Raw genomic sequence first — 20074 nt, 5'->3', positions numbered from 1 at the left:
AAGCAGATCACACATTGATCTGCTTTTTGCGTTTATTAACTTAAGATTTTGTCCAATTCTGCACTCACTGCTTCAACTGGTTTTGTACCATCTAAACGGTGATATTGCGTGTTACCTGCCTCGGCTTCTGCGGTATAGTAAGCGATTAATGGCTTGGTTTGTTTGTGGTAGATTGCCAAACGCTCTAATACGGTTTCAGGTTTATCGTCTTGACGAATAATCAAATCTTCGCCCGTTACATCATCTTTGCCTTCCACTTTTGGCGGGTTGTAAACCACGTGGTAAGTACGGCCAGACGGCTGATGTACACGGCGACCGCTCATACGCTCAACAATCACGTCATCTGCGACATCAAATTCCAACACGAAATCAATTTTCACCCCCGCATCTTTCAACGCATCGGCTTGTGGAATGGTTCGTGGGAAGCCATCTAATAAGAAACCGCCCGCACAGTCTGGCTGTGAAATACGATCTTTTACTAATGCAACGGTAAGCTCATCTGGTACCAGTTTACCTTCGTCCATTAAGGCTTTCGCTTGTTTGCCAAGTTCAGTACCTTCTTTAATTGCCGCACGGAACATATCGCCTGTTGAAATTTGCGGAATACCGAATTTGTTCATCATAAACTGTGCTTGCGTGCCTTTACCCGCACCCGGTGCACCTAATAAAATAATTTTCATTTAAGACTCCAAATAGAAAATAAAAAGAAAATGTGAGGTGGGCCTTAACCCACCTTTTTTGACCAGTACAAGCGGTCAGATTGATTAAAAATTTTGCAAATAGTAAGGACACCCTACTTATTTGCTTACGAAATGGTTTTACGCCTTCTTCTCATTCCAAGGGGCAACCTTGAAAAGCATCAGCATACCTGGAATGCCAACAAAGAAGCAAATCCAGAAGAAATTGTAATAGCCATAATCCGCCACTAATACACCTGAGAATGCCCCAAAGATTTTACTTGGAATGGCTGCAAGGCTAGTAAAAATCGCTAATTGAGTCGCCGTGTAAAGTGGATTGGTTTCACGAGCCATAAATGCCACAAATGCGGCTGTACCTAACCCAACCCCAACATATTCACCGATAATCACAGTAGTGAGTACAAATAACTCATAGCCACCAATTGTCTCAAACTTGCCGTAACTTGCCATCCATGCAAAGCCAAGAATAGTAACAAGCTGAACGATACCAAACAACCATAGTGAGCGATTAATACCCAAACGGATCATCATCACCCCGCCGATCATACCTGAAATAATCGATGCCCACAGAGAATTGAGCTTCACCACAGTACCCACATCCGTTTTGCTAAAGCCCATATCTAAGATGAACTTAGTTTGTAATGAAGTCGCAAGAGAATCACCAAACTTGTATAGGAAGATGAATAAAATCAAACCTACACCTGCGTACACACCTTTGCGGTTGAAGAACTCTTTAAATGGCAATGCAAAGGCTTTGTAAAATGGCGTACTGCGGTCGATCTGCGGTACATTCGGTTCCTTGCTTAAAAATAGCGATAAAATTAAGCCAGGAATCATAAATAACGCCGTAAAAATAAACACGGTGTCCCAAGGTAAACTATCGGCTAAAACTAACGACACGCCCCCTGGAATCAAGCCAGCAATACGATAAGCATTAACGTGAACAGAGTTACCTAATCCCAATTCTTCATCCGTTAAAATTTCACGGCGATAGGCATCAATAACAATATCTTGTACCGCAGAGAAAACCGCCACCGCTGCTGAAATCATCGCAACGGTTTGAATCTCTTTACTTGGGTCAAATTGACCAAGCAAGGCGAGTAATGCCAGTAAACCAATTTGAGTAATAAACATCCAACTGCGACGACGACCTAAGAAGTTTGGATAATAGCGGTCAAGCAGTGGCGAAATGATGAACTTCCATGTATAAGGGAAACCGATAATCGTGAAAAAGCCGATCGTTTTAACATCTACACCAGTCGATGTCAGCCACGCGGGCACAAGTTGAAACAATACATATAGCGGTAAACCCGAGCTAAACCCCGTGAATACACAAAGTAACATTTTATAACTAAAAATCTGCTTCCAAATAGACGGTTTTGCAACTTCAGTCATTTACGCCCCCTTATAGCCATTTGGATTATTTTTTTGCCAATTCCACGTATCTTGCATCATTTGTGTGAGATCGTGTTCAGTTTTCCAGCCCAACTGGTCAAAGGCTTTTTGAGGATTAGAATAGCATACCGCAATATCACCTGGGCGACGATCAACTAATTTGTATGGCACTTGAATACCGTTTGCTGACTCAAAAGCTTTGACCATATCCAACACCGAGTAGCCTGTTCCCGTACCTAAGTTATAAACGTGGAAGCCCGCATCATTTTGATGTTTTTGTAATGCTTTTAAATGCCCAACGGCTAAATCAACCACGTGAATATAATCCCGCACTCCCGTGCCGTCATGGGTGTCGTAATCGCTACCGAATACAGAAAGCTGTTGTAATTTTCCAACCGCGACTTGGCTGATATATGGTAACAAATTATTTGGAATGCCATTCGGATCTTCGCCAATCAGACCGCTTGAATGGGCACCGACTGGGTTGAAATAACGCAATACCACTGCACTAAATTGCGGATTAGCATTGACCGTGTCTTCCAAAATTCGCTCAACCATATATTTTGATGTGCCGTAAGGATTAGTCGTGCCGCCTACTTTGCACGCTTCAGTGATTGGTACAATTTCTGGGTCACCATACACCGTTGCCGATGAGCTGAATACGATGGTATTCACATTCGCTTTCAGCATTTCTTCAACGAGTACAATCGATCCAGTGACATTATTTTGATAGTAACGTAGCGGCTGTTGCACACTTTCACCCACTGCTTTGAGCCCTGCGAAATGGATCACTGCATCAATTTGATGTGCCGTAAAAATTTGACGAAGGATTTGGCGATCTAAAATATCACCTTGATAAAAATGAACGGTTTTGCCCGTAATTTGCTTGATTCGCTCAAGTGATACAGGTGATGAATTAGACAAATTATCCAGCACCACAATCTCTGAGCCTTGATTAAGTAATTCAACAACGGTATGCGAGCCGATATATCCTGCTCCACCTGTGACTAAAATTGCCATAACAATTTCCTTCTTACACAAAAAGTGCCCTTAGTTTACTCTCTTTACACAAAAAATGCTCTGTGAATTTGTGGGAAAATTTGCAAAAAAGGCGAAAAATCTTACCGCTTGTCTAAGCCTAATTGCTTAAAAAGCTGTGATTTTTCACCCTCGGACAAAATGCGATACTCCCCCGCTGCCAAATTACCTAGCTCAAAAGTGCCAATCGCTACTCGAATTAGCCGCAAGGTTGGAAAACCGATATGAGCTGTCATACGGCGAACTTGGCGGTTTTTGCCCTCGCTGATTTTCAACTCAATCCACGATGTTGGAATACTTTTCCGTTCCCGAATTTTCGGAGCGGTTGCCCAATTCAAATTGGGCTCTACCATTTTTCGCACCTGTGCTGGCTTAGTTAGTCCATCTTTCAGCTCCACACCTTTGGCTAGTTTCACCAGATCTTCCGTTTGCGGCTCGCCTTCTACCTGAACCCAATAGGTTTTCTGCTTTTCAAATTTTGGGTTAGCAAGGCGATGTTGGATTTCACCGTGATTGGTTAGCAACAACAGCCCTTCGCTATCACGATCTAACCGCCCAACAGGATAAACTTGTGGAATCGGCAAAAAATCCTTTAAGGTTTGGCGGTTTTGCTCGTCAGTAAATTGAGTGAGTACATCATAGGGCTTATTTAACAGCACTAAAATCGTTTGCTCAAATGTCGGATTGGCTTTTCTTGGCTTTTTTGTCTGAGATGGTCGAAATGATTTTGGCTTCATGAGCTACAAGCGGTTAGATTCTATGATTTTTTTGCAAATCCATTAGTAATAAGGACACAACGTTTTATTCAACAACGGTTAACTTAGTCTGTAATTTAAGATCGGTATGGTGAAAAATAGGAATCAGCTCTCCGCCTGTTCTTGGCTCATACCCACTTGCATTGATATAAAATGTGCCTGTTTTAGTTGGTACCCCCCGAACAATAAATCCCTTATGACAAATATCGTGAGAGAATTCTGGCGCTTCCATACCGTACTTTTTATTCCCGTCTAAGCTTTCAATAGTTAATCCCAACTCAGTGATTTCCTGTGTATTGAAGTCATAAAAATCAACAGTACAAAAAGTATATCCCTTATCTAAAAGGTGTATTTCCGCATAATACGGTTGCCCCAATTTTGCCTGAGATAACACTTTAGGCTCATAATCCATATAAGAGGTCCAGCTACAACCAGATAAAAGTAGAGTAAATATGAACTGTAATCGAACTTTTTTCATGTGTTTTTATTTCATTGAATAGGTATTCTATCTGATCAATTAGAATTTCACTGGCTCAACAATTTCACTTGGATAACATCCAAGAACTTTAACAAAACTGGTTACTTTCTCAAGCTCAACCAGTGCATTCTGCGTATTTTCCGCATGAATATTTGCTTGCAATTCTACATAGAACATCTCTTCCCAAGGCTTACCATAAATTGGGCGAGACTCCAGTTTGGTCATCTGAATATCGTGCTGTTTAAAGACCATCAACGCATCAACCAATGCCCCCGCTTGTTGGCCCGTCGTCATCAACAGCAAAGTTTTAGTTTGTATTTGTGGCGAGACTTGCACTGCATTTTTGGCTACGACGATAAAGCGAGTGATGTTATTTTCTTGGTTGGCGATACTGCTTGCGATCACGGCTAAACCGTACAATTTGCCACCGTCTTCATTGCCAAGAGCAACGACATTCGGCTTATTCAAACGAGCCACCATTTGCATGGCGTGGGAACTGCTTTCACAGTATTTAACGTGAACTTTATTCAATGATTGAATAAATTGGCTACATTGTTGAGCGGGTTGAGAATGGGTGTAGATCGTATCAATTTCGGTCAACGCGATCGGCTGATTACCTAGCACGCAATGTTTGATCGGGTAAGCCAGTTCGCCCACCAAAGTTAGATCCGTATGCTGCAATAGATCGTACACTTCATTGATCGAACCTGATGTGGTATTTTCCAATGGCAGAACACCATAATCCGCTTCGCCTTGCTGCACTTTAGCAAAGACTTCATCAAAGGAACCGCAACTCAGTTCAAAAAAGCCCTCAGGCTGATGTTTCGCGAATTGACGTGCTGCCAAATGCGAATACGATCCCCGCTTGCCAAGAAAGGCGATCGAAATTTGTGGTTTAATTTGATTAAGCTTATTTTGCAGATAGGTTTGTTGAGTTAGTACCGAATCTTCAATAATCCGCTGGAAAATTTGAGTGACATACTGCGGATCGAGCTGATAATTCTCCGCCTCGGCAAAACGCACCAGCTCTTGTAGCAACTGCTTTTCCCGTTCAACATCTCGCAAGGGTTTTTGGGTCTGTTCCTTGGAACGCACCACATCAAACGCAAGACGATGGCGTTCAGACAACAGTTTCAATAAATGGCGGTCAATTTGCGTAATCTGCTGACGGATTTCTGAAAGATCTAAAGACATAAACGTACCTAAAAAGTAGAATGGGTCTTGCCGTACCACACTGCATACAAGCGGTTAGATTAGATGACAATTTTGCAAATGGTCGGTCAAGAACCCCTACTGCTAATTTATCGCATACTGAATAGTTACAACCAATCGCACTTTTTTGTCGATGGAGGAAGTATCGTAACCACCGCCGTAGTCACTGTTGTCTTCGCTACTTGGCGTGGTAGATTGAATATCAAAGGAACCTTGAGAAGCGGATTTCAATAAACCAACTTTAACGTTACTGGTTTTAGCAAACTCTTCCGCACGCACATAAGCATCTTGAGTCGCTTTTGCAATTAAATCACGCTTAATATTTTCGAGATTTTCTAAATAATAATTTGGACGATAAAAATCAATATCTTGATTTTCCGCACGTAGCATCTGAATCGCTGCTAACGCTTTTTGTAACTTAGCCAAATCTTTAGTGGAAAGGTTGATCGAGCGGCTGGCAGTGAAACCATTTTGGCGAGAGCGATCTTTGCCATGCTCATCAACATAATATTCACGATATTCACTCACTGACAAATCCGTAATTGAACGCTCTTCGGCAGTGAAACCTTGTTCCGTTAAAAAACGTACCGCCGTGTTTAAATTCGCCTGATTGTTTTTCATCGCCTGTTCGTAATGTTGTCCCCAAGCAGAAATGGAAATCTGCCAAGTGCCAAGGGTTGCTTTGTGTTCAGCTTCCGCCAAGCCTTTAACGGTGATCACACCCGTTTGCTGAAAGTTTTTGAATTGATGCCCTAAAATAAATGCAGACACCATTAACCCCACCGCCAACATAGCACCTAAAAAGCTAAAATGGCGGTATTTGTTTTCGTTTGACATAAAAGTCTCCTTGCATTAAAAAATTGGCTTGATTCTATCTATTTCAATTTGAATAGACAATTGGTAATCGCAAAATTTTATTGTGATCTTACCGCTTGCATAGGTACTGTCCAACTCGTCTATAACTAGAAAACAAAAAACCCAGCCATTAGGCTGGGTTCTTTTTCAGTTCTCAATTACTCTGAAACAACATTGATTGTTACAACTGCATTCACTTCTGCATGAAGGTGTAATTTAACTTCGTGTTCACCAGTAGTACGTAATGCACCAGTAGGAAGACGAACCTCACCTTTAGCAACTTGAACGCCTGCTGCAGAAACTGCATCAGCGATATCACGTGCACCAACAGAACCGAATAAACGACCATCATCACCCGCTTTTGAAGTGATAACGATAGCTGCTAAGTTAGCTAATGCTGCTGCACGAGCTTGTGCTACTGCTAATGCTTCTGCTGCTTTTGCTTCTAATTCTGCACGACGTGCTTCAAAATGAGCAATGTTTGCTGCTGTTGCCATTACTGCTTTACCTTGTGGGATCAAGTAGTTACGAGCAAAACCAGCTTTAACTGTTACTTGGTCGCCAACTGTACCTAGTTGAGCAACTTTATCTAATAAAATAACTTGCATTGTACTCGCTCCTCTTATTACTGATGGTTGTCAGTGTATGGAAGTAACGCAAGGTAACGCGCGCGTTTGATTGCACGAGCTAATTGACGTTGATACTTCGCACGAGTACCAGTGATACGGCTTGGAACAATTTTGCCGCTTTCAGAAATGTAGTTCTTTAATGTAGCGATATCTTTGTAATCGATTTCAACAACATTTTCCGCTGTGAAACGGCAGAACTTACGACGACGGAAATAACGTGCCATTTGGCTTCTCCTAATCTATAAATTCAATTTTTTCGGTGTGCAGCACTAACTGATCTAATCCGTTATAGCTTTTGTGCATGTGGAGAAATCCACTAATTCGCACTTTAACACCGACTTTAATTTGTTGGGTTATTAAACTAAATTGATTGCCTGCCAAAACCACTTTGATTTTGCACCAAACTTGACGTTGAAAATTAGCTTCTACGCGTGTTGAACGATGTTCAAGGTAAAAACTACAATTTGCAATGCCCGCTGGACTCAGGCTCTGTTTAACCACACTTGCAACATTGCCAGTTAAGGTTAAACCATTATCAATAGACGAATTACTCGTCTGCATCCTCAGCTTCTACTTCAACAGCCGCTTCAGGTGCTTTACGCTCATCTTTTGCTTTTGCCATTGGTGATGCTTCTGTTACCGCTGCTTTTGTGTGAACGATTAAGTTACGAAGAACGGCATCATTGTAACGGAAGTTAGTTTCTAACTCATCGATTACGCTTTGTGGTGCTTCTACATTCATTAACACATAGTGTGCTTTGTGAAGTTTGTTGATTGGGTATGCTAATTGACGACGACCCCAATCTTCTAAGCGATGTACTTGACCGCCTGCTTCTTTAACAGAAGCGGTATAACGTTCGATCATACCAGGTACTTGTTCGCTTTGGTCCGGGTGAACCATAAACACGATTTCGTAGTGACGCATTGTCGATCCTTACGGGTTAACAGCCTCCAAGATTGCCAGTCACCAGCGTTGGAAGCAAGGATTAAAAACTAATGTGACTGAAGGCGTGCATTATACGCACAGCTGGCTTTTTTGCAAGATGAAAATAACAACAAGCGGTCAGTTCCTTGCAAAACTTTGCAAAAAATGACCGCTTGTATTAGCCCAACATTAACTTAACCACCCAAGCTGATGCACTATAAATAATAGGGCAAAGCCCGTGAGATAAATTAAGCCGATAATCGACAGCCATAATAAGCCACCTTTAACACGGTGTTCGCCTTTTAAAACAAGCGATAGGTTCAACCACGCAAAAATTGGTGTAGAAACAAACGAACAGATCATCGCAAAGCGGAGCATCTTCGCCACATCGCTCATAAACATAGTAATAATAATGATCCCCGATACCGCCGCAATCGTCATCCAAATGTTCAACTGAACTTGAGAACTTTCCGTTTTGTTCCATAAAATACGAAATGCTTCGGAGTTGGCACGGGAGTAGCCGTCAATTACGGTGATCGTTGTGCCTAGCATACACATAAACGCAATGAAAGCGATGAGCATTGCTGACCATTCACCGATAGCAAAAGAGTACATTTTAATAAGTTGAGCAATATATTTTACGCCTGCCTGTTCGACTTGTTCGCCCGTACCGTATTGCACCAACGCCCCTAATGCTAAGAATACCAAGGCTAAAATTGCCGTGCCGATATAACCGACATTAAAATCAAACAAACCATCACGGTAGGAAATTTTGGTGAAACGTTTTTTCGCCACAACCCACATTGAGTTAATCGCTGAAATTTCGATCGGAGCTGGCATCCAACCCATTAATGCCACAATAAACGCCAGTGATCCTAAATTCCAAGGAGATGCTTCCACAAAATCAGGGGCAACGATCTTGGTTTTAAATGCCGCAATGATCACCGCTGCTACCGTTGCAAGGGTGAGAGCAATCATAATTAATTTGGACACTTTATCAAGTAAACGGTATTTACCGAGTAATAAAAAGCCCCAAGTACTCGCAATCACAATGATGCTTAATTGCGAAATGGTTAGTCCCCACGATTTTGGCAAGATAAAGCTCAGAATCGCTGCAGTCACAATGCCGACACCCGCGGTATTAATCACCGTTGCGAATACATTGAGTAGGAAGAAAACCCAGAGATAAAAACCACCTTTTTCTTTATAGCCTTCAATCAACGTTTTGTTATTAGCCAACGTATATTGTGTGCCAAAACGGAAAAAAGGATATTTAAAAAGGTTTGCTAAAATAATGATAATGGCAAGTTGCCAGCCATAAATAGCACCAGATTGTGTAGAAGCAATAATATGCGAGCCGCCTACTGCAGCAGAGGCCATCAAAATTCCCGGTCCCATTGCTGCAAATTTTGATTTCCAACTTGATACGTCTTGTTGTGTCATAATGTTCCAAATGTATGAGTAAAAATAGGTTTGCGATTTAGCCATAAAACGAACTTAAACACAACGAAAAATTCAATATTTTAAAAATAAAATCCTGTTTATTTTACTTTCCTAGCAAAAAATTTTATGAAAAAGAGAAAAAATCGGTTTTATTTATTCTTCTTTAGCTTTTTATACTTTATTAACTTAGATTTAGCGGCAAATATGCGGGAAATCTCGTGTAAAGTAGTTAAAATCAAGGATGGTGATACACTCACTTGCTTGAACAACCGCACGCAATTCAACGTGCGATTGCATTATATTGACGCCCCCGAAGCCACACAGCCGTTTGGTAATCGAGCCAAACAAACCCTTGCCAGCCTTGCATTTAAGAAGCAAGTCACGTTGTTGGCATCAGGCTATGATAAGTATGGGCGAGTACTCGCCGTGGTGAAAAATGAACGGGGTGAAGATCTCAACTTGCAATTAGTACAAATGGGAATGGCATGGGCGTATCGCCAAACTCAGCCGATTTATCAACAAGCTCAACGCCAAGCTCAAGGGGCTAAAATCGGCTTGTGGCAGGATAAAAACCCAATCAACCCAGCGGAATGGCGAGCTAACAAGCGGTCAGATTCTTCAAAAAATTTGCAAAATTTTCCGCCAAACCGACCGCTTGCAGCGCTGAACTGCTCATTAAAACTGAGCTGCCGTCAGATGGAACGGCAAGGCTTCAGCTATGCCCAAGCAGAACACTATTTTCACCAATGTGGTTGGAAAGAATTGGACGGCAATGGCGATGGTATTCCGTGCAATCGGCTTTATCGCCAATCGCAGCGGCAGTAACTATGATCACCGTCATATCGTTGGCATTCTTTTTTGACTATGCTTAAACGCTCATGATGGCACACAGGAGCAAGGCAATGCACCCATTTCAACTGATGTCAAAACCGACTGGTTCTATTTGCAATTTAGATTGCAGTTACTGTTTTTATTTGGAAAAACCGCATAGCAATCAAATCCGAATGAGCGATGAGGTACTTGAACACTATGTGAGGGACTATTTACAGCACTCCCCACAGCAACATGTCACGTTCTTGTGGCAAGGGGGCGAACCAACCTTGGCAGGCTTGGAGTTTTATCAACAAGCGGTCAACTTTCAGCAAAAATATGCAAATGGCAAAACGGTCGAAAATGCCTTACAAACCAACGGCGTGCTACTTGACGAGAAATGGTGTGCCTTTTTGAAAGAAAATCGGTTTTTGGTCGGCTTGTCGATTGACGGTCCTGAAGAGCTGCACGATGCCTATCGCCTCACTAAAAGCCAAAAAGGCACCTTTCATAAAGTGATGGAAGGGCTGGATAACTTATTGAAATATGAAGTGGAATTTAACACGCTCACCGTAGTGCATCAAAAAAATGTGCAGCATGCCAAACGCATTTACCGCTTTTTGAAGGAGATCGGATCCACCCATTTTCAGTTTATCCCGCTGATGAACGATGGTGAACAGCAAGCCAGTGCCAAAGATTATGGACAATTTCTGATTGAGATTTTCCAACAGTGGTACGCCAACGACATCGGCAAAATCAGCGTGCAATTTATCGAGCAATGGATGATGGCGTTTCTCGGCATGCAACCTAGTTTGTGCATTTTCCGCCAACGTTGTGGTGACCAGATCGTGATCGAACAAAACGGTGATATTTACAGCTGCGACCACTATGTTTACCCGCAATATAAAATTGGCAACCTGATCGAAACCCCGTTACGCGAAATCGTTACCTCACCCAAACAGCAACACTTTGGCTTGCTGAAACAGCAAATCTCCACTAAATGCCAACAATGTCAATTCCGCTTCGCTTGCCATGGTGGCTGCCCCAAACACCGCAAAATCGAAGGCTTCGGTGAACCGCACAACGTGCTATGTGAAGCCTATTATTCGGCACTTTCATATATGCAGCCGTATTTACAACGCCTTGCTTTGAGGATCAAAATGCAAAGAAATTTGTAAATTTGTGACCTAGCTCACACCTTCTATATGACCAATGTCATATTTCTCCAATCGGATTGATTTATATACTAGCCAAGAATTCATCAACTGTTGATCTTGAGGAGGACGACAAAATGAAAACTTGGAAATCCGCATTAAAACTTGGGTTAGCTGGGCTATTGGGCTTATTTTCGGTTCACACTTCAGCCTCTGAAACCACTTGGCCGACTGGCCCTGTTACCATTATCACCCCTTGGGCTGTGGGCGGTTTAGCCGACCAAATCAACCGTGCAATGTCTGAATATGGCAAAGAGCAGTATGGTCAGCCACTGTTGGCGGACAATATTCTTGGCTCTGGCGGTGCCGTCGCATTAACAGAATACCTCAAAGAAAAACCAAACACTCACAAATTGATTTTAGGTGGTGAAGGCAGCTTTGCAATTGCTCCGCTAACCATGAAAGTCTCTTACAAATTTGAAGATTTCGTGCCAGTAATTAACATCTACTCATCAACTTTTGTGTTCTTAAGCAATCCAAAAACCAACGTTGACAGTATGCAAACCTTAAAAGATTACATTGCCAAAGGCAAAACCGTAAAAGTGGGTGTAAACGGTACAAACTCTTCCGAAGCCTTGCAAACTGCCGCGTTGCTTACCGAACTCGGTGCAAAATTCAAACTCATTCCTTATGAAGGAGCGAATGAAGCCTTAACAGCAGTAGTGTCTGGCGAAGTGACTTTTGCGACGACGCACGCCTCTTTGGCAAGAGAATTTGTGAAAGCGGGCAATGTGAAGCCGATTGTAGCGTTTGATGAGAAAAAATTGGTCGATGAAGTTTATAACCTCGAAAGTGTTGCAGATTATGGTTACGACACTTGGATGACCAACACTTGTGCGGTCTTTATTCGTGCGGGAACCGATCAAGCCATCATCGATAAAAACTACAATGCACTCAAAACCATTTTGGAAAATCCAAAATTGCAGCAAACTGCGAAAAACATCGGGCTACATTTAGATATTAAAGATGGCAAAGCCGTGAAAGCTTACATTGACTCAACAATGGCGAAAGCAGAAAAATATTCTAAATTAGTGAAGTAACCCTAAACAAGCGGTGAGATTTGGCAAAAATTTTGCAAATTTCACCGCAATCTAATGGGAGAGAATTATGAAAATTACATTCAGACAAGATCTCGTGGGAGCGGTAGTTTTTCTCACCGTTTCTGCCATTCTATGGTTTCTCATTCCCTATCAAATCGTTACCGATGAAGATGATGTCATCACGGCTCAAACCTTTCCCCGTTTAATCATCGGGCTAATGGCATTATGCAGTGCAGTGTTACTGATCAAAGAATTGATAAAACTCATTCGCAAGCAGCCAAGCAAAATGGTGGAAATTCATTTTCAACAAGAGCTGCGTTCGCTGTTTATTGTTGGCTTATTGGCGCTTTATTGGGGTTTATTACATTGGCTGCCATTTATGTTCGCCTCAATTCTTTTTGCCTACGGCTGCTTACTCTTTTTCCGTTGTCACAAATGGCACTATTACGCCATTGTTGCTGCGGTAATTGTGAGCGTGTCACTCTTTTTCCAACATTTTTTAAATGTGTCGCTTCCTTAGTATTTAGTTTATTTTCATCAGGACGGGCAATATGTTCGATCAAATTTTAGCGGGTTTTCACGAATTTTTTAGCTGGGGGAGCTTGCTCTATATCAATTTAGGACTGTTTTTAGGCATCGTTTTCGGCTCTGTTCCAGGGCTAACGGTGATGCTCTGCTTGGTGCTATTTTTGCCTATCACTTACTCTCTCAACGCCATTCACTCTTTTATGTTTTTGCTCGGCATCTATTGTGCGGGCAGCTACGGTGGCTCCATTTCAGCTATTTTAATTAAAACCCCTGGTACACCACACGCTGCAGCGACAATGTTGGATGGACATCCACTCGCCTTGCACGGTCAAGCACAAAAAGCATTAAATGTGGCGTTATATGCCTCTTTTGTTGGCGGTATTGTCAGTGCGTTAGTGCTGCTATTCCTAGCCCCCGAAGTTGCAAAAGTCGCCTTGAAAATGGGTTCACCCGAATACTTTCTAATTTGTGCTTTTGGTTTGACCATTATTGCAGGCGTTAGCGGTGAAAGTCTGCTTAAAGGCGTAATTTCAGGTTGTGTCGGCTTATTTTTATCCTTTATTGGTATGGATTTAATGAGTGGCGACACGATGCGTTTTACCTTTGAAAACATTAACTTATATAGTGGTTTTGATTTGGTGGTCGTGCTAATTGGCTTATTCGCATTGATTGAAATTATCCACAAAGCCGTAGCTCTCAAACAGAAGCAAAATAGCAACGCCCCAAGTAACTTGCCACTGGATAAAGGTACGTTGTCTAAATCTGAATGGAAAAGATTGCCAAAACCGCTTGCTATTGGCTCCTTATCAGGCATTTTAGTAGGTATTATCCCTGGCACGGGAGCATCAATCGCTTCTTTTTTAAGCTACGATTTCTCACGCAAAGTCTCGAAAAAACCAGAAGAATTTGGACACGGCTCAGTCGAGGGAATTGCTGCCGCGGAATGTGCAAATAATGCGATTACTGGCACCGCTTTAGTACCGTTACTCACGCTTGGGATCCCTGGTGATGCGGCGGTAGCATTAATGCTCGGAGCCTTGATGATCAACGGGCTCACACCAGGCCCCAACCTATTCCAAACCCACGGCACCGAAGTCTATGCCATCATGATCGGCTTGATTTTCGTGAACATTTTTATGCTGATTCAAGGCAAATATCTGCTCAAACTGTTTGCGAAAGTCGTCAAAATTCCTCAAGAAATTTTAATCCCTCTGATTGCTGTTTTCTGCTTTGCTGGGGCTTATTCGTTGAAAGAATCAATGTTTGATGTTGGCACAGCAATCAGTTTTGGCGTGATCGCCTATATTATGGACAAACTGGGGTTCTCTGCAGTGCCAACCCTGCTCGGCTTGGTGCTAGGGGCTTTAACCGAGAAAAACCTCCGCCGTTCGTTAATGATTTCCGATGGTGACTGGCACATTTTCGTTGAACGCCCATTCTCTCTCGTATTCTGCATTTTTATTTTGCTCGTAATCGTGAGCATTGTGTTTAACAACTATAAAAAAGTGAAAAAAGGATAAGTTATGAACAGACCGAATATCATTTTCTACTTCACCGACCAACAGCGTTGGGACACCGTTGGGGCTTATGGTCAGCCGTTAAATATTACTCCAACTCTAGATAAATTAGCAGAAGAAGGTGTGCTTTTTGAAGAAGCCTACTCATCGCAGCCCGTATGCGGACCTTGCCGCTCCATCTTCCAAAGCGGTTTATACCCAACAGAAACGGGCTGTTTCCGCAATAATGTGGCGTTACCGCAAGATATTAAAACTTTGGCTGACTACTTTACCGAAAATGATTATGACACCGCTTACATCGGCAAATGGCACTTAGCCAGTGATGGCGAATTGGAAGAAGCTCCAACTATCGACTACACAATCACAGCCATTCCACCTGAACGGCGTGGCGGTTATAAAGGCTTCTGGCGGGCGGCTGACGTGTTGGAATTTACTTCCCATGGCTATGATGGCTTTGTTTTTGATGAAAACATGAACAAATGTGAATTTACAGGCTATAGAGTAGATTGCATTACAGATTATGCTTTGGAATATCTCGATCAATACAATGGCGAAAAACCGTTCTTTATGACCATTTCCCATATTGAACCGCACCACCAAAACGACCATCACTGTTACGAAGGCCCTGACGGCTCAAAAACTCGCTTTGCCAATTACCAACTACCGCACGACTTAGCTGTATTGAAAGGCAATGCCGATGAGATGTACCCTGATTATCTCGGCTGCTGTCGCAGTTTAGACGACAATCTAGCCCGCTTGATCGACAAACTCAAAGCCAAAGGCTTATACGACAATACCATTATCGTTTTCGCCTCCGACCACGGATCTCACTTTATGACCCGTAACCGAGATGAAAATCTCAACGGCTATGACGATTACAAGCGGTCGTGCCACTCCTCTGCGTTGCACGTTCCGTTAGTGATTGCAGGTGGTGACTATCGGGGTGGTAAACGGATCAAACAACTAGTCAGTACCGCCAGCCTTCCAAAAACGTTCTTAGCGATGGCTGGCATTGATGTTGGCGATAAGATGATCGGCGAGAATCTCTATGATGTGGTAGCCCAAAAAGATCCAAATCGTTTAAATGAAGTCTTTGCTCAAATCAGCGAAAGCCGCGTTGGACGATGCATCCGCACCGAAAAATATCTCTATGCCGTGACTGCTCCAGGCAAGAACGGCGGCGAATATGCCGGCAGCGATCTCTATCAAGAAGATTTTCTCTACGATTTAGAAAAAGATCCTTACGAGCTGACCAATTTAGTGCGAGATCCACACTATGAACAAGCCCGAATGGAATTGCGAGAAAAACTATGCAAACAGATGGAAATCGCCAAAGAGCCACGCCCAACTATTATTCCCGCAAGTTAAGAATCGAAATTAACGGTAACTTTGGGGCGAACTCCGCCCCTTTTTTATAGGATGCCTATGCTATAATTTCTCCTTTCTCAATTAAACCAAAGCCGACAATGCTCAATCAACAATTCCGCCAACAGTTTCCTTTTTTTGCCAATCAACAATTGACCTATTTAGACTCTGCCGCCACGACACTGAAGCCACAAGTGTTGATCGATGAAACGATAGATTTTTATTGTTCAGCGGGATCGGTGCATCGTAGTCAGTACGATCTAGCCCAGAGCGAAGCCTATGAACAGGCACGAGATTTGTTAGCTCGCCGCTTCAATGTGGAGAATCGCAATGGGGTGATTTGGACCAGTGGCACAACCCATTCGATCAATTTGGTCGCGTACGGTTTAGAACATCAGCTACAAACAGGTGATGAAATTGTGATTTCCGTTGCTGAACATCACGCCAATTTTATCCCTTGGCAACAGCTTGCTGAGCGTTCAAGAGCAAAGTTGATTGTGTTGCCGTTAAATGAAGATTTTCAGATCGATAGCAAAACACTACTTGCTCATCTCAATCAACGGACGAAAATTGTTGCCTTCAATTTGGTCTCGAACGTGACGGGCGTGCGGCAGCCTGCTGAGCAGCTAATTTCCCTGATCCGCCACCATTCTAATGCCAAAATTTTGCTCGATGTGGCACAAGCGGTCTGTTCTGAGCAGATAGATACAAATCAGCTTGACGCCGATTTTTACGCTTTCTCTGCCCATAAAATGTATGGACCAACAGGCGTAGGCGTGCTGATGGGGAAATTGCAAAGTTTGGCAGAAATCCGACCGCTTGTCTTTGGCGGCAAAATGCTAGAAAACATCACCGAGCAGACTCTCACCTTAGCGGAACTGCCCCATCGTTTAGAAGCTGGCACACCAAATATTGCGGGAATTATCGCTTTTGGCAAGGTGTTGGAATGGCTCGAAAGTTGGGATTTTGCTACGCTCAATCAAGGCTTGTATCAACTCGCCGAACAAGCTCGCAAGCGGTTAGATGCTTACCCCAATTTGCAAATTTTTGGTGGCTCACTAAGTAGCCCAACCATTAGCTTTGCCTTTAGAAATATTCATCATTCCGACATTGCCGCAATGTTAACCGAGCAGAAAATCGCCTTGCGAGTGGGCGAGCATTGTGCCAAGCCGTACTTACGCTACCTACAACAAATGGGCACGCTGCGGCTGTCGTTGGCACATTACAACACACAGATAGATCTTGACCGCTTCTTTGCAGGGCTAGACTTTGCCATGGAAATACTGACAGATGAATAGCCGCAAGCGGTGACTTCCCACAAAAGTTTTGCAAATGGGACAAGAGATCTAATTTGCCACTTTTGCCCTGTATCAAAAAAGAGTAAAATTTGCGAGTTTTTGCTAGAACGGGAAAGCGTTATCGGGTAATCTGCACACCATTTCCGATTTATTTCAAAAATTTTAATTATTATTTCTTATAGGTATTTTTATGGTTAAAAAAATTGCTGTTTTAACAAGTGGTGGCGATGCCCCTGGCATGAATGCTGCGATTCGTGGTGTTGTACGTGCGGCATTGAGCGAAGGCTTAGAAGTTTATGGTATCCAAGATGGATACTATGGCTTATATCACGATAAAGTGACTCGACTCGAACGCCGCTCAGTATCTGAAGTGATCAACCGTGGCGGAACTTTCTTAGGCTCGGCTCGCTTTCCGCAGTTTAAAGATCCTGAAGTGCGTAAAAAATGTGTGGAAACGCTCAAAAAGTACGACATTGATAGCTTAGTGGTCATCGGCGGTGACGGCTCTTATATGGGGGCAAAATTGCTCACGGAAGAATTTGGCATTAACTGCATCGGCTTGCCAGGCACCATCGATAACGATGTAGCAGGTACTGACTATACCATCGGTTTCCAAACGGCATTAGAAACAGCATTAGAAGCCATCGACCGTTTGCGTGATACTTCAACGTCTCACCAACGTATCTCAATCGTGGAAATTATGGGTCGTCATTGTGGCGATTTAACCATTAATGCGGCACTTGCGGGCGGCTGTGAATACATCATTGTGCCAGAAAAAGGTTTAGATAAAGAGTCATTGATGCGTAACATCGGCGAAGGTTTTGCTAAAGGTAAACGTCACGCGATCATCGCCATTACGGAAATGATGACAAATGTCCACGAACTTGCAAAAGAAATCGAAGAACGTTTCGGCCACGAAACCCGTGCGACCGTATTAGGCCATACCCAACGCGGTGGTGCACCTTGTGCTTTTGACCGTATTTTAGCTTCTCGTATGGGGGTGTATGCTGTAGAACTTCTTCTTGAAGGTCATGGCGGACGCTGTGTCGGTATCCAAAATGAAAAATTAGTTCACCACGATATTATTGATGCGATCAACAATATGCGCCGCCCATTCAAAGAAGAATTGTTTGAGACTTCAAGAAAATTGTTTTAAACAAGACGGAATTAAAAAACGCAGGAAAGCCCTGCGTTTTTTTATCTCTATTCACTTATCTCCAAGCCTTAAACTGATTGATTAACCCATTGGTTGAGCTATCGTGGCTGGTGATGGTTTCACTGTTTTCCAACTCTGGCAAAATGCGGTTAGCAAGCTGTTTGCCAAGCTCAACCCCCCATTGGTCAAAGCTGTAAATGTTGAAAATCACACCTTGTACGAAAATTTTGTGTTCATACATTGCAATCAACGCCCCTAAAGTGAATGGCGTGATTTTTTGCACTAAAATAGAGTTGGTCGGGCGGTTTCCAGTAAACACTTTGAACGGCACGATTTCTGCAACATCTGCAAGACTTTTACCTGCTTGTACGAACTCTTGCTCAACCACCTCTTTCGATTTACCAAAGGCAAGGGCCTCCGTCTGTGCGAAGAAGTTAGAAAGCAGCTTGCTGTGGTGATCACCAATCGGGTTGTGCGTTTGTGCTGGTGCGATGAAATCACACGGGATCAACTTGGTGCCTTGGTGAATCAGCTGATAGAACGCATGCTGACCGTTTGTACCTGGTTCCCCCCAGATAATTGGACCCGTTTGGTGTTTCACCACGTTGCCATCACGTCCAACAAATTTGCCGTTTGACTCCATATTACCTTGTTGGAAATAAGCCGCGAAACGGTGTAAATATTGGTCATAAGGTAAAATCGCTTCCGATTCTGCCCCTAAAAAATTGTTGTTCCAAATACCGACCAACGCTAACGTAGTTGGAATATTTTGCTCAATAGGTGCATTTAAGAAATGCTGATCCATTGCATGTGCCCCATCAAGCAGCTGCTCGAAGTTTTCAAAGCCGATCGATAACGCAATGGATAAGCCGATCGCAGACCAAAGCGAATAACGACCGCCAACCCAATCCCAAAACTCAAACATATTTGCCGTATCAATACCAAATTTCGTAACTTCTTTCGCATTAGTTGAAAGTGCTACGAAATGTTTAGCTACCGCAGTTTCGTCTTTCGCTACAGCTAATAACCAATCACGAGCCGTATGGGCGTTAGTCATCGTTTCTTGGGTGGTAAACGTTTTTGATGCAACCAAAACCAAAGTAGTTTCAGGATTCACTTTACGTAAGGTTTCAGCAATGTGGGTACCATCCACATTTGATACAAAGTGCATCGTGAGATGATTTTTATACGGACGCAATGCTTCCGTCACCATATAAGGCCCTAAATCCGAGCCGCCAATCCCGATATTGATTACATCGGTAATCGCCTTACCCGTATAGCCTTTCCACTCGCCCGAAATCACACGCTCACAAAAACGTTTCATTTTTGCCAACACCGCATTCACATCAGGCATCACATCTTTGCCATCTACTTCCACGGGGGTATTTGAACGGTTACGCAACGCCGTGTGCAATACGGCACGATCTTCGGTACGGTTAATTTTTTCACCATTAAACATCGCATACGTTGCTGATTTTAAATGGCATTCTTCAGCTAATTGACGCAATAATGCGAGTGTTTGTTCATTGATGGCATTTTTCGAGAAATCAACCAGGATTTGATCGTTAAAACGCAGGGAATATTTATTAAAACGGTCTGGATCTTGTTCGAAAAGTTTTGGGATAGCTAGGTTTTCGGCTTTGTGTTGCTCGAGTGCATTCCAAGCAAATGTTTGGGTTGGATTGATATTTTGCATTTTATTGCCCTTTAAAAGTTAA

21 protein-coding genes are annotated in these 20074 nt (G+C 42.9%); 8 read left to right on the top strand and 13 right to left on the bottom strand.

Going from position 1 to position 20074, the window contains the following annotated elements:
• Positions 1–35: 35 nt before the first annotated feature.
• The 12 genes from adk to A4G17_RS05150 all read right to left on the bottom strand — a co-directional run bounded on the left by adk (position 36) and on the right by A4G17_RS05150 (position 9428).
• Positions 36–680, bottom strand: a complete 645-nt coding sequence (gene adk / locus A4G17_RS05205) for an adenylate kinase (RefSeq protein ID WP_123957134.1) — start codon at positions 678–680, stop codon at positions 36–38.
• A 138-nt stretch (positions 681–818) separates the two neighbouring features.
• Complete coding sequence (locus A4G17_RS05200; protein WP_123957135.1) at positions 819–2093, bottom strand: AmpG family muropeptide MFS transporter; 1275 nt, start codon at positions 2091–2093, stop codon at positions 819–821.
• Positions 2094–3113 (bottom strand): UDP-glucose 4-epimerase GalE, encoded by a 1020-nt coding sequence (gene galE, locus A4G17_RS05195; RefSeq protein WP_123957136.1) that lies wholly within the window; start codon positions 3111–3113, stop codon positions 2094–2096.
• Positions 3114–3214: 101 nt separating this feature from the next.
• Positions 3215–3868 carry a pseudouridine synthase gene (locus A4G17_RS05190; protein WP_123957137.1) on the bottom strand — a complete coding sequence of 218 codons (654 nt, stop codon included), beginning with the start codon at positions 3866–3868 and terminating at the stop codon, positions 3215–3217.
• Positions 3869–3932: 64 nt separating this feature from the next.
• On the bottom strand, positions 3933–4298 hold the full coding sequence (locus tag A4G17_RS05185) for a hypothetical protein (protein WP_123957138.1): 366 nt from the start codon (positions 4296–4298) through the stop codon (positions 3933–3935).
• Between the two features lie 105 nt (positions 4299–4403).
• The gene (locus A4G17_RS05180; RefSeq protein ID WP_123957139.1) at positions 4404–5558 is read right to left on the bottom strand and encodes a chorismate mutase; all 1155 of its coding nucleotides are present in this window, start codon (positions 5556–5558) and stop codon (positions 4404–4406) included.
• Between the two features lie 102 nt (positions 5559–5660).
• Positions 5661–6413: an SIMPL domain-containing protein gene (locus A4G17_RS05175; RefSeq protein ID WP_123957140.1), complete on the bottom strand. Its 753-nt coding sequence runs from the start codon at positions 6411–6413 to the stop codon at positions 5661–5663.
• A 176-nt stretch (positions 6414–6589) separates the two neighbouring features.
• Complete coding sequence (rplI, locus tag A4G17_RS05170) at positions 6590–7039, bottom strand: 50S ribosomal protein L9 (protein ID WP_123957141.1); 450 nt, start codon at positions 7037–7039, stop codon at positions 6590–6592.
• 17 nt (positions 7040–7056) lie between these two features.
• The gene (rpsR, locus tag A4G17_RS05165) at positions 7057–7284 is read right to left on the bottom strand and encodes a 30S ribosomal protein S18 (RefSeq protein WP_005598105.1); all 228 of its coding nucleotides are present in this window, start codon (positions 7282–7284) and stop codon (positions 7057–7059) included.
• A 10-nt stretch (positions 7285–7294) separates the two neighbouring features.
• Positions 7295–7621 (bottom strand): primosomal replication protein N, encoded by a 327-nt coding sequence (gene priB / locus A4G17_RS05160; protein ID WP_123957142.1) that lies wholly within the window; start codon positions 7619–7621, stop codon positions 7295–7297.
• Entirely contained in the window at positions 7608–7985 is a 378-nt protein-coding gene (gene rpsF / locus A4G17_RS05155) for a 30S ribosomal protein S6 (RefSeq protein ID WP_123957143.1), read from the bottom strand. The genes priB and rpsF overlap by 14 nt, the downstream gene beginning before the upstream one ends.
• 189 nt (positions 7986–8174) lie before the next feature.
• On the bottom strand, positions 8175–9428 hold the full coding sequence (locus A4G17_RS05150; protein ID WP_123957144.1) for an NRAMP family divalent metal transporter: 1254 nt from the start codon (positions 9426–9428) through the stop codon (positions 8175–8177).
• Positions 9429–9554: 126 nt separating this feature from the next.
• Between A4G17_RS05150 and A4G17_RS05145 the strand changes: the two genes are divergently transcribed.
• The 8 genes from A4G17_RS05145 (at position 9555) to pfkA (ending at position 18356) form a co-directional block, all read left to right on the top strand.
• On the top strand, positions 9555–10253 hold the full coding sequence (locus A4G17_RS05145; protein WP_123957145.1) for a thermonuclease family protein: 699 nt from the start codon (positions 9555–9557) through the stop codon (positions 10251–10253).
• A 77-nt stretch (positions 10254–10330) separates the two neighbouring features.
• Positions 10331–11416 carry an anaerobic sulfatase maturase gene (locus tag A4G17_RS05140; protein ID WP_123957146.1) on the top strand — a complete coding sequence of 362 codons (1086 nt, stop codon included), beginning with the start codon at positions 10331–10333 and terminating at the stop codon, positions 11414–11416.
• A 113-nt stretch (positions 11417–11529) separates the two neighbouring features.
• The gene (locus A4G17_RS05135; RefSeq protein ID WP_123957147.1) at positions 11530–12492 is read left to right on the top strand and encodes a tripartite tricarboxylate transporter substrate binding protein; all 963 of its coding nucleotides are present in this window, start codon (positions 11530–11532) and stop codon (positions 12490–12492) included.
• Positions 12493–12559: 67 nt separating this feature from the next.
• Positions 12560–13012, top strand: a complete 453-nt coding sequence (locus tag A4G17_RS05130; RefSeq protein WP_123957148.1) for a tripartite tricarboxylate transporter TctB family protein — start codon at positions 12560–12562, stop codon at positions 13010–13012.
• 31 nt (positions 13013–13043) lie between these two features.
• Positions 13044–14540, top strand: coding sequence for a tripartite tricarboxylate transporter permease (locus tag A4G17_RS05125; RefSeq protein ID WP_123957149.1), 1497 nt, complete (start codon positions 13044–13046; stop codon positions 14538–14540).
• A 3-nt stretch (positions 14541–14543) separates the two neighbouring features.
• Positions 14544–15905, top strand: a complete 1362-nt coding sequence (locus A4G17_RS05120) for a sulfatase family protein (RefSeq protein WP_123957150.1) — start codon at positions 14544–14546, stop codon at positions 15903–15905.
• Between the two features lie 98 nt (positions 15906–16003).
• Entirely contained in the window at positions 16004–17200 is a 1197-nt protein-coding gene (locus tag A4G17_RS05115) for an aminotransferase class V-fold PLP-dependent enzyme (RefSeq protein ID WP_123957151.1), read from the top strand.
• A gap of 190 nt (positions 17201–17390) precedes the next feature.
• Complete coding sequence (pfkA, locus tag A4G17_RS05110) at positions 17391–18356, top strand: 6-phosphofructokinase (RefSeq protein WP_123957152.1); 966 nt, start codon at positions 17391–17393, stop codon at positions 18354–18356.
• 55 nt (positions 18357–18411) lie between these two features.
• Here the strand turns inward: pfkA and pgi are convergent, their stop codons facing one another.
• Positions 18412–20052, bottom strand: coding sequence for a glucose-6-phosphate isomerase (gene pgi / locus A4G17_RS05105; RefSeq protein ID WP_123957153.1), 1641 nt, complete (start codon positions 20050–20052; stop codon positions 18412–18414).
• Between the last annotated feature and the right edge of the window lie 22 nt (positions 20053–20074).

It is taken from the genome of Frederiksenia canicola (assembly GCF_011455495.1).
Taxonomy (GTDB): domain Bacteria; phylum Pseudomonadota; class Gammaproteobacteria; order Enterobacterales; family Pasteurellaceae; genus Frederiksenia; species Frederiksenia canicola.
The sequence above is the reverse complement of the archived record's forward strand: the minus strand, read 5'-3'. Positions and strand labels throughout refer to the sequence as shown.